This is a genomic window from Henriciella sp. (assembly GCF_049649345.1).
Classification (GTDB): Bacteria; Pseudomonadota; Alphaproteobacteria; order Caulobacterales; family Hyphomonadaceae; genus Henriciella.
The window spans coordinates 1-10,060 of record NZ_JBARZC010000444.1; the positions used below are offsets into that span (position 1 = coordinate 1).

Consider the following 10,060-nt stretch of genomic DNA (forward strand, 5'->3'; position numbering starts at 1 on the left):
GTTTGCCGCCCCTGGTGGTCATTGAAGCAGGCGGCGCGGCATGGGCAGCGCCTATCGAGCCCGTCGATGTCGAGCCGGTCGAAGGGCCGGCCGTCTCCACAGCGGCCGCGCGCATCATTGCGCCGCCCGCAGCAGGACAGCAAAACCCGGTCGATACGAATGTGCCGGTTGAAGCGTCCTCCCCGGCCAGCGCGATCCTTGGAACAGACCAGGCCCCTGCCCCGCTGACCATGCTCGACAAAACGAATTTTCCTGTCTTCGCCGACACCAAGCTTTCGGCCGTCGCCGACGCCGCCGCAAGCTGTCTCGTCGTCCTGAGGCCCGAGATCCAGCGCCGCGAGGCAACGCTCGAAAACATGATGGCCCTCGGCAAGTCTGACACGGCGCCGGAGGATGGTGTCGGATATGCCAAGCTGCTCGAGACACGCCGCGAACTGGAAGCCATGCAGGCAGCCTTTACCGCAGGCGAGCGCGTCCTGTCTGATCCAAAGCAGAATGGCGGCCTCAATGCCGAAGCGATGAAAATGGCGCTCAGCCCGCATGTCGATGCGTCCGAAACCCGCCCAGCGAGCGGCCCTTCACCGGTCTTTTGCGGCCGCAAACTTACCCAACTGATCGGCGAGAGCGCCGGCTGGCGGCAAAACTAGGCCAGGCTGGCAGGCATGTTTAAACCCGGAGCGCTTCCTCAGAGCAGTGACCGGGCGTACCGCTCAACATCTCTGCGCGTGTGGCTCTCAATATAGTCGCCGAACGCTGCGGCGCGCGCCTGCATCCTGTCAGACAGTGCGGTGGGAGAGCGATCGGTTGCGGCGCGCTCCAGAAGGATGCTGATTTCCGCTGCGTATTTTTGCGCATCATGCGCGGCAAGCGCACGGGCGAACTGCCAGTGAAGCGAGGCATCGCTCTCACCGGTCGCGATTGCGGCGCGATAATGGGCGAAAGCATCAGCCATGCTTGCCTTCATGAAGGCCGAGCCGAGACTGCCCCCGCGCCTGACCACTTCGACATGCCAGACGGCGAGAAAGCCATGCGCATAGACATTGCCTGGCTCATCCTCGATCACCGATTCAACCAGATCCCGCGCGGTCGAAGCATTGCCGCTATCGAGCGCCTCGCGCACGCTCATGTCGCGCGACAGCAGGGACAGGGCGATGGCAAGCTGGAGGCGGGCTTCCGGATGCTGGGGATCGAGATCGAGAGATTGGCGGGCGAGCGTTTCGGCCGTTTTCAGCCGGCCTTCATTCAGCGCGCCGCTGACGACGATGTCTGCCAGAAGGCACCGCGCGGCCCGCGCATAATTGGCAGCGCCGCCTTCAGCCTCCGCGATCTGCGCCGCTTCAAGGAAATCTCCGGCCACAAAGGCTTCTTCTGCCCTGTCAGCTGAAGCGGGCTGGCCGAGCATAAGGCAGGCGGCAATCGACGCGGCAACAATCCTCATGGCCTGAAAGGATAGCGCGAATGCCGGACCTGCCCAAATCAAATTCCGCCGGTCCGATTCTCCGGTCTTCTTCCCTTTGGAAAAGGTTGCCGCCGCACGGTTGCGCGCCTAGCGTCTCGCCAAAGGCATGAGGAGGCATAAGATGGCGGATGGCATGACAGACGGGTTCACTGAAGACCGGTTCGCGGCGGTGCGCGATCAGTTCGAACAGAACCTGTCAGACGGGACCGACCTCGGCGCCTCTTTCTGCGTGACAAGCAAGGGCGAGACGGTCGTTGATCTCTGGGGCGGTTTCGCCGATCCGGAAAAGACGCGCGCCTGGGAGAAGGACACGATCGTCAACGTCTATTCAACGACGAAGACGATCACCGCGCTCGTTGCCCTCTATCTCGCCGACAAGGGGCTGATCGATTTCGACGCGCCGGTCGCCGACTATTGGCCGGAATTTGCCGCCAACGGAAAGGACGCGGTCAAGGTCTCTCACCTGATGAGCCATTCGGCAGGCCTGCCAGGCTGGGCCGATCCGGTCGACAAGGAGGTGCTGTATGACTGGGAGCGCGCGACCAGCCTTCTGGCGGCGCAGGCCCCGATGTGGGAGCCGGGAACCGCCTCCGGCTATCACGCGCTCTCGCAAGGCTATCTGGTCGGCGAGGTGATCCGCCGCGCAGACGGCCGCAGTGTCGGCACGGTGTTCCGGGAAGATTTCGCCGAGCCGCTCGGCGTAGACTTCCACATCGGACTGCCGGCGTCCGAGGATCACCGCGTCGCAGAGCTGACACCGCCGCCGGGCTTGCGGGGCAGCCCCTCTTATGACTCCGCCATCAAGGAGGCGGCCTTCGCCCATCCGCCCATCGAGGTTTCCGAGACCCGCACGCGCGCCTGGCGAGGCGCCGAAATCCCGGCCGCCGGTGGCACAGGCAATGCCCGCGCGGTCGCCACGGTGCATACCATCCTCGCCAATGGGGGCGTGGCTGGCGGAAAACGCTTCTTGTCTGAAGCCGGGTGCCGCAAGGCGCTCGAATGCCAGGTCGAAGGCACAGACCTTGTCCTGGACATGCCCGTTCGCTTCGGCATGGGCTTTGGCCTGTCTGGCCCCATGTCGCCCGCCCTCAATGAGGACTCGATCTTCTGGGGCGGCTATGGCGGCTCGCTCGTTCTGATCGACATGGCGGCGCACACCACAATCGCCTATGCGATGAACCGGATGGAAGGCACCACGACAGGAGACATGCGCGCGATCACCCTTGCCGCCGCTGCGTGGCAAGCGCTGGGGTCGTAGGACAGACATGGACCAGTTCGATGCGGACCTTATCGTCATTGGCGCGGGCGTCATCGGGCTGGCCGTTGCGCGCGCAGCCGCGCTGGCCGGACGCGATGTCATCGTGCTGGAAGCTGAAGACGCCATCGCCGTTCACACCTCGTCGCGCAATTCGGAAGTCATCCATGCCGGGCTTTACTATGCCAAAGGCTCCTACAAGGCGCGCTTCTGCGTCGAGGGCCGGCGCCAGCTCTACGCCTATCTCGATGCCCATTCGGTCGACTACAATAATTGCGGCAAGCTCGTCGTCGCCCACGCCGATGAAGAGGACCAGCTTGCCGGTATTCTCGAACGCGCCCGGGGCAATGGCGTCGAGCAGCTCGAGATCGTATCGGGAGACGCTGCGCGTGAGATAGAGCCGGCGCTCAGCCGGGATATCACCGCCGCGATCAGGTCTCCGGTGTCGGGCATCTTCGACAGCCATGGCTATTTTCTCGCGCTTCAGGGCGAGCTGGAAGACCAGGGCGGAATGATCGCCTTCGGCACGACCGTCGAGTCCGGACAGCCGGTGGACAACGGTATCGAGCTGATCACGTCCGGCGAGACCCCAGCGCGCATCACCGCGCGCACCGTGATCAATGCCGCCGGCCATAATTCCATCGCGCTTGCCCGCAGGATTGACGGCCCGCATCAGAAAAGCCTCCCGACGCCTCGCTATGTAAAGGGCAGCTATTTCTCCATCCTCGGCAAGACGCCCTTCTCGCGTCTGATCTATCCGATGCCGGGCCGCGCCAGCCTCGGCCTGCACCTGACCGTGGATCTTTCCGGCCGCGGCAAGCTTGGCCCTGATGCCGAGTGGCTGCCTGAAGATGCGCGTCCGCCCTTCAACTATCAGGTGGACCCGGCGCGGGCCGATGTCTTCTACGCCTCGGCGCGGCGCTACTGGCCCGGCCTGCCCGACGGCGCCCTCGCGCCGGACTATGCCGGCGTGCGGCCCAAGATCGTCGGTCCTGACCAGCCATCCGGTGACTTCGTGATCGACACCGCCACGCCGGGCCTGGTCAATCTCATCGGCATAGAGAGCCCTGGCCTGACCTCCTCGCTCGCCATTGCAGATTACGTGGCAAGCCTGCTGGAATAGGCGGTTGCCGAGCAGCACATCAATGTGTATTCAGCCCGCTGCTGTCCCAATTGCCCAGGCTTTCGGGCAGACCCCGGATCGGTTCGGTAGCTCAGCTGGTTAGAGCGCACGACTCATAATCGTGAGGTCGGGAGTTCAAGTCTCCCCCGAACCACCATCCCTTCCCACGTCTTCGCATAGTGCTCATGCCTCTCCGGCATCGGCGTCCTTCCCGTCGTCGGCGGCCCACAAAAATCTCTAGATCTTTCTGCCGATTGTAAGGATGCAAATCCTCTGTGATAATAGGCTGAGATGCTGATCACCCGATCTTTCCGGCCCGACACGCAATGCTGCGTCGACGTGCTCCGATATACTGTTATACTGCTGATCATCCTGTGGGGCGCGCTGGCCGCCACCGCTCAGGAACAGCCGCTGACACAGTCGGAGATCGAAGCGCAGATTGAGGCGCTGGACGCTTCAAGCGCGCTCACCGAAGAGGACCAGGCCCGGATCGACGATCTGCTCAGTGAAGCGCGCGCGGAACTCGACAGCGCCGAGGAGCGGCAGGAGGAAGTCGACGGCTATATGGAAACCGTCGCCAATAGCGGCGACATTCTTGAGCGGATTGCCCAGTCGCGGATCGATATCGATGATCCGGTCGCTCCAGCCGACCTGCCAGAGACAAGCGCCGGCCTGCGCAGCCGGCTCGATTTCCTCCAGGCTGAACGGTCGGCGCGCGCCAGCCAGCGCAACAGCCAACTGGAATTGCAGGCCGATCTCGCCGGGCGGGCTGCTGCTATCGCTGAAGACATCACGTTCGCCCGCCAGGCGCTGAGCGAGCTTCGAGATACCAGAGACGTCGGCGATAGCGACGAGAGCAGCGATCTCGAACGGGCTCGCGAGGCGCTTTTGCGCGCCCGGATTTTCTCGCGCCGCTCGCAGGTCGAGCAATTGCAGCGCGAACTCCAGACCATTCCTGACCGCCAATCCGTCGTCTCTGCGCGGATTGCGCTGGCGAATGAAGAAATCGCAGCCCTCGATGCCGAGATTGTACAGATCCAGCAGCGCCTATCCGATGTGCGGATGGACCGGGCCGATGCCGCGCTGTCGAGAGCGCAGCAAGGCCAACTAGCCGCCCAGGACCTGCCACCCCCGGCCGCCGCCATCGCCGCCGAAACAGTGGAGTTGGCAACGACGCTCAGGGATATGGCAGACCGCGCGCTCGCCATCGAACAGGACATCAAGCTGAGGACTGAGCAGACGCTTGAGATCCGCCAACAGGCAGACACAGTCGAGCGCATTCTCGCGACCGGGCGCATAACAGACGAGGTCGGCGCCTTGCTTCGCCAGCTGCGGGCAAGTCTGCCCCGCGCCCAGATTCTCCGCGAATCCATCAGCGAAGCGGTAGAAGCGCGCGCGTCCACCCAGCTCAGTCTGATCCTGTGGCAGGACAGGCTGAGACTGGTTCGGGCGATCGAATGGCCCGAACCAGAGTCAGACCCGGAGCCGGAGCCAGACACCGAGCCTGGCACCAGCGATGAGACCGAGACCGATTCCGGGCCCCCTCTTGCCGACCCCTTGGATGAGCTTATCGACCTGCGGGAAAGCCTGCTTGAGGATCTGATCGCGGCCGGGCGGGATCAGTCCGACCGTCTGACGGACAAGGAGATCGCGGTCAGGGAAACGCTTACAGAGATGGAAGATCTGCGCGGAACGCTTGAACGCCGGCTCCTCTGGCTGCCGTCCAATGTGCGCCCGCTTTCAAACTGGTGGCCAAGCGTGCAGAGCAGCCTGGACTGGATGTTTTCCCAGGACACCGTCTCGGCGGCGGCTGACGAGTATGCTGAGCGGGTCCGGGCGCGTCCTCTCCCGCTGATCGTCGGGATTGCGCTGGTTCTGGCCGCCTTCGCCGGACGGCGCCGCTTGCTGACGATCGTCGCCGACCTGAACGCCGATGTCGGTAAAATTCCGCGCGATAAATACTATACCACCCCGCTCGCAATTTTCGCTTGTGTCGTCCTGTCTTCGCCGCTTCCGCTGGCGCTGATCGTGATTGCTTTGCCAATCCTGCTCAACGGCGAGGCATCGCCTTTCCTGACCGCCTTTGCCAACGGATGCCTGGCCCTGTCGGCCACGACGTTTATGGTCTTGACCCTTCTGAACCTCAGTCGGCCAGACGGGGTTTTCGAAACACATTTCAACTGGAGCGAACGCGCGATCCGGGCCCTGCGCCGCCCGCCCGTCTGGTCGTTTATTCTGTTCTGCATCGCCATCTTCGTGACCACTGCGGCGGTGGCGCTCGAGCGCACCGATGTTCAGAACGGTGTCGGCATGGTGTCGTTTGCGATTGTGTCGCTTGCAACGTCGATCTTCGGCTACGCCACATTCGATCTCGACCGGGGCTGGATCCGTGAAGCCATATCCGATGGCATGAGTGCAGGCCTGCTCCTGATCGGACTGATCGTGTTTTCCTTTGCGCCTCTGGTCGTCGGCGTGATGCCTTTCTTCGGCTATTTCGATACGGCCATCGCACTGCAGACGCGGATCGTGCGCACGGGCGCGATGCTGCTCGCCTTTGCCCTGGTCTATGGCGTGGTGCACCGCCTGTTCATCATTGCCCAGCGCCGGCTGGCCCTGCGCCAGGCTATCGCGCGCAGAGCCGAGCGCGCAGAAGAGCGCGCCAAGCGCGAAGAACACGGCGAGGAAGATGAAGCGGACGATGACGGGCTGAGCGATCTCGTCTCGGCGGCCGACGAAGTCGAGCATCAGCGCCAGCGCATCTCCAACCAGACCCGGCGCCTGCTTCTGTATCTGTCAGCGGGCGGGGCCCTGGCCGGTTTTCTTGCGATCTGGGCGACCGTCCTGCCCGCTCTTGGCGTCGCCAACGAAATCACCCTCTGGACGGGCACCGACACGATAGACGGGGTTCGCGCGGCACGCCCTGTCACGCTCTGGAATCTCATCCTGTTTGTCCTGTTCATCGCCGCCGGGATTGTCGCCGCCTACAATATTCGGGGCGTTCTTGAAGTGGGTCCCTTCCAGCGCCTGCAGCTCAGCAAGGGGTCACGCTATGCCATCGACACGATCATCGGATACTTTCTGGTGGGCGCGGGCGTGGTCGCAGGCTTCCTGCAGCTTGGGCTCGACTGGTCGCGGCTGCAATGGATCATCGCCGCCCTCGGCGTGGGGCTTGGCTTTGGCCTTCAGGAGATCGTCGCCAATTTCATCTCCGGCCTGATCATCCTTTTCGAGCGTCCGGTCCGGGTTGGCGACGTTGTAACCATCGGCGACCTCGACGGCACCGTGACCAATGTCGCCATCCGCGCCACCACGGTGACCGATTTCGACAATCGCGAGGTCATTCTTCCCAACAAGTCGATCATTACCGAAAACGTCACGAACTGGACGCGGCGCGACTCCATCATGAGGATCATCGTGCCGATTGGTGTGGCCTATGGATCGGACGTCGATGCGGTGCGTGATTTGCTGCTCAAGATCGCTGTGGAAGAAAACGATGTTCTGGAAACGCCTGAACCGCGTGTCTTCTTCATGAACCATGGCGACAGCTCACTCGATTTCGAAGTGCGGGTCTTCATATCCAATCCGCGCAAGAGATATCGCGTTCGCCATGAGCTGAACACGGCAATCAACAAGGCGCTCGCTCAGGCCAGCATCGAAATCCCCTTCCCGCAGCGAGATGTCCACATGAAGTCCGGCTAGTGCGAAACGGCGGGTCGGAATGGAAATGGCGCGGGTCAGGCTTTCATCGCCGCCATGCTCGATCTTGCAGATCTGCTCAATCAGCGTGTCGCGGGACACGACCTCGCAGGCATTCTCCGCCAGGACGCACAGCACATCCATGATGCGCGGCTCAAGCGTGAAGGACTGGCCATCGCCAGACCTGCTATTGCGCTGCGGCTCGACCATGATCTGGCCAATCCGCAAGGCGCATAAGGCTTCAGGCGTCGTTCCAGTCAGAGCTGCAGTCCGCCTTGGCCGGGAGTCTAGACCAGCGCCGGCCATCGGCGAGATAAAATGACCGACAAAAAGCGCTGCAAAAACAAGCACATCACCCATCCATCATATAAAAATCAGGCTCACTTCAGCCGACCATCAGGACGTTTCCGGCGGGCTCGGCGATTGAGGTCTCACAGCACGACGCTGTTCCAACCCAAACATTCGGAGACCTATCATGACCCTTCTCATCAAAACCCTGGTCGCTGGCGCCGCCCTCGCAACCGCAGCGGCAACGGCATCTGCCCAGTCTGAGTTCACAGCCCGTTTCGACTATTCCCCGGACGCCTCCATTGAGGTCACCTATGCGGACTTTGAACGCACAGCCCGCAAGGCCTGTTCGACGGGCCGCGAGACCGGAACCATGGCGCGGCGGGCCATCCTGGAGCGGAGCTGCGTCAGCAAGCTCATGGATGATGCGGTCGAGGCCACGAACCTCCGGCAGCTCCAGGCTTTTCACGACACCATCAAGGGCGATCAAGTCACCGCCCGCAAATTTGCCGCAAGGCGCTAGCGGCCTTCGGATAACCTCCAAAAAAAAGACCCTGTGTAACTGGGAGGAGCACCTGTAAGCGTGTTCCTCCTTTTTCCTTTTCGCCGGCAATGGGCGAAACAGGAAACGCTAGAAAAAGGCGGGTCTGCGGTCCGTCTAACCGGGAACGCTACTGCTCGGTTATCGGCAGCTCAAACGGTGTGACGGGCCAATCGCGCTCAGAGAACAGATTGCACACAGGCGCGTCTCCCCAGCAGAAGCGGACACGCTCCGCCGCCGGCAGGTCGGGCGCTGATACGACGAGCACGTTTCCATCAAGCGCGGCGTCTGCCCAAGAACAGGTGTCGCCTGTGTCGCAAACCGAAACCGATATGACGCGACTGGATCCGATCGTCCTGTATTCGCCGGGCGGAAGTTCGATCCTGATGGCTTCTGCGTCCCGTAATGCGGTTTTCGGCGAGTACCCACTGGTTTCAATGTCCTGCCTGCCCTCCAGACCGGAAAGCACATCTGTCGCCCGGCTGGCGACAGTGAGCTTGTCGGGCGGATGGATATCTGTGCGATGGCCGACATCCATCGTGGTGACGAGACCGGTCAGCGGATCGGCCAAGGCGACGCGGCGCTGAGCGTCCTGCACCTCTGCCCAGCCCGATTCGGTTGGCGTTTCGGCGAGGGCCCCATAGCCCGGCAGCTGAACCACAACGACCGCCACATCAGCGCCGAAACTGTCTCTCCAGGAGCCGATAAGCTGGTTGAGCAAACCCTCATAGGCGCCAGCGCGGTCGGCATTGCTTTCGCCCTGATACCAGACAGCAGCGCTGAGCGGCATGCCGTCCAGCGGGGCGATCATCGCATTGCCGATCGTGGTATAGCCTGTCACGGACTCCCAGGGCGGGCGCGGGCCGCCATCATCGGGCTGCATCACGGCCTTGTAGGACCAGCCGGAGCCAAGCGGGACAGGCGCGCCAGCTGCAGGCTCAAGCGCCATCACGTCACCCGGACCTATCATGCCGCCCGGGCCATAGGTGTTCAGCACATTGATGAGGATCGTGTTTTCGCCAGGCTGCAATATGCCGGCATCGACGGGATAGACGCGCCGGTCCGTCCAGCTCGACGTTGAGCCTATAAATGTGCCGTTGATCCAGACTGCATCGGAATCGTCGAACAGGCCGAGCGAGATCGTCGCCGGGCCGTCCGCCTGCTCAGCCGTTAGCTCAAACTTTCGGGCAAACCAGAGCCGGCCGAGATGGTCCTTGATCTCAGCGTCGCCATACGCCTTCCAGTCCCCGAATTCGTCCGGCGCAGCTTTCCAGCCTGTCAGGTCGAGGTCTTTTTCCCAGGGCGCGCTCTTGTGCTCGGCGCGCCACCAGTCTTCCCAGACCACACCATACGCCTTCATCGCGGCGGCCGGGTCGTCGCGGTAAAGCGCCAGCGTGGCGAGGCTCTCATCGAAGCCACCGGCCGCTTCAAGCTGCTCCTGCGGCAGCCAGGCCTCGATCTGGGAGCCACCCCAGGAGGAATCGATCAGGCCGATCGGGATGCCGCGCGCCTTGCGCAGACGCTCTCCCATGAAATAGCAGACAGCCGAGAAGTCGCGGACAGTCTCAGGCGACGCCGCCGCCCAGTCTGCACCGTCCGGCAGCGCGGCCTGCGGCGTCAGCGCCGTCGCCTTTGGCACCGTCAGCAGGCGCAGGCCGTCATCCGCGCTCCCGCCAATGACCGAGTCCGGATTGAGCG

Annotated in this window: 8 protein-coding genes and 1 tRNA gene; 7 read left to right on the forward strand and 2 right to left on the reverse strand. The window is 62.9% G+C overall.

Annotated features, from left to right (window positions below):
• Positions 1 to 647, forward strand: a 647-nt coding sequence (locus WA989_RS12290; RefSeq protein WP_424340786.1) for a hypothetical protein, incomplete at its 5' end; no start/stop codon positions are given.
• Positions 648 to 685: 38 nt separating this feature from the next.
• Here WA989_RS12290 and WA989_RS12295 read toward each other — a convergent pair.
• A complete protein-coding gene (locus tag WA989_RS12295; protein WP_424340787.1) occupies positions 686 to 1,438 on the reverse strand; it encodes a hypothetical protein in 753 nt (250 codons plus the stop codon).
• Positions 1,439 to 1,580: 142 nt separating this feature from the next.
• Between WA989_RS12295 and WA989_RS12300 the strand changes: the two genes are divergently transcribed.
• The 6 genes from WA989_RS12300 to WA989_RS12325 all read left to right on the forward strand — a co-directional run bounded on the left by WA989_RS12300 (position 1,581) and on the right by WA989_RS12325 (position 8,344).
• A complete protein-coding gene (locus tag WA989_RS12300; protein ID WP_424340788.1) occupies positions 1,581 to 2,717 on the forward strand; it encodes a serine hydrolase domain-containing protein in 1,137 nt (378 codons plus the stop codon).
• Between the two features lie 7 nt (positions 2,718 to 2,724).
• Positions 2,725 to 3,837 carry an NAD(P)/FAD-dependent oxidoreductase gene (locus WA989_RS12305; protein WP_424340789.1) on the forward strand — a complete coding sequence of 371 codons (1,113 nt, stop codon included), beginning with the start codon at positions 2,725 to 2,727 and terminating at the stop codon, positions 3,835 to 3,837.
• A gap of 80 nt (positions 3,838 to 3,917) precedes the next feature.
• Positions 3,918 to 3,994: transfer RNA gene (locus tag WA989_RS12310), tRNA-Met, on the forward strand.
• Between the two features lie 134 nt (positions 3,995 to 4,128).
• Positions 4,129 to 7,536, forward strand: coding sequence for a mechanosensitive ion channel domain-containing protein (locus tag WA989_RS12315; protein ID WP_424340790.1), 3,408 nt, complete (start codon positions 4,129 to 4,131; stop codon positions 7,534 to 7,536).
• A 54-nt stretch (positions 7,537 to 7,590) separates the two neighbouring features.
• Positions 7,591 to 7,770 carry a hypothetical protein gene (locus tag WA989_RS12320; protein WP_424340791.1) on the forward strand — a complete coding sequence of 60 codons (180 nt, stop codon included), beginning with the start codon at positions 7,591 to 7,593 and terminating at the stop codon, positions 7,768 to 7,770.
• Between the two features lie 238 nt (positions 7,771 to 8,008).
• Positions 8,009 to 8,344 (forward strand): hypothetical protein, encoded by a 336-nt coding sequence (locus WA989_RS12325; RefSeq protein WP_424340792.1) that lies wholly within the window; start codon positions 8,009 to 8,011, stop codon positions 8,342 to 8,344.
• Between the two features lie 148 nt (positions 8,345 to 8,492).
• On the opposite strand, the gene WA989_RS12330 is transcribed toward WA989_RS12325, so the two are convergent.
• On the reverse strand, positions 8,493 to 10,060 hold a 1,568-nt coding region (locus WA989_RS12330), incomplete at its 5' end, for a sialate O-acetylesterase (protein ID WP_424340793.1).

Coding starts and splice junctions, on each gene's coding strand:
- WA989_RS12325 (WP_424340792.1), top strand. CDS start 8,009: ATGACCCTTCTCATCAAAACCCTGGTCGCTGGCGCCGCCCTCGCAACC.
- WA989_RS12300 (WP_424340788.1), top strand. CDS start 1,581: ATGGCGGATGGCATGACAGACGGGTTCACTGAAGACCGGTTCGCGGCG.
- WA989_RS12315 (WP_424340790.1), top strand. CDS start 4,129: ATGCTGATCACCCGATCTTTCCGGCCCGACACGCAATGCTGCGTCGAC.
- WA989_RS12295 (WP_424340787.1), bottom strand. CDS start 1,438: ATGAGGATTGTTGCCGCGTCGATTGCCGCCTGCCTTATGCTCGGCCAG.
- WA989_RS12305 (WP_424340789.1), top strand. CDS start 2,725: ATGGACCAGTTCGATGCGGACCTTATCGTCATTGGCGCGGGCGTCATC.
- WA989_RS12320 (WP_424340791.1), top strand. CDS start 7,591: ATGCTCGATCTTGCAGATCTGCTCAATCAGCGTGTCGCGGGACACGAC.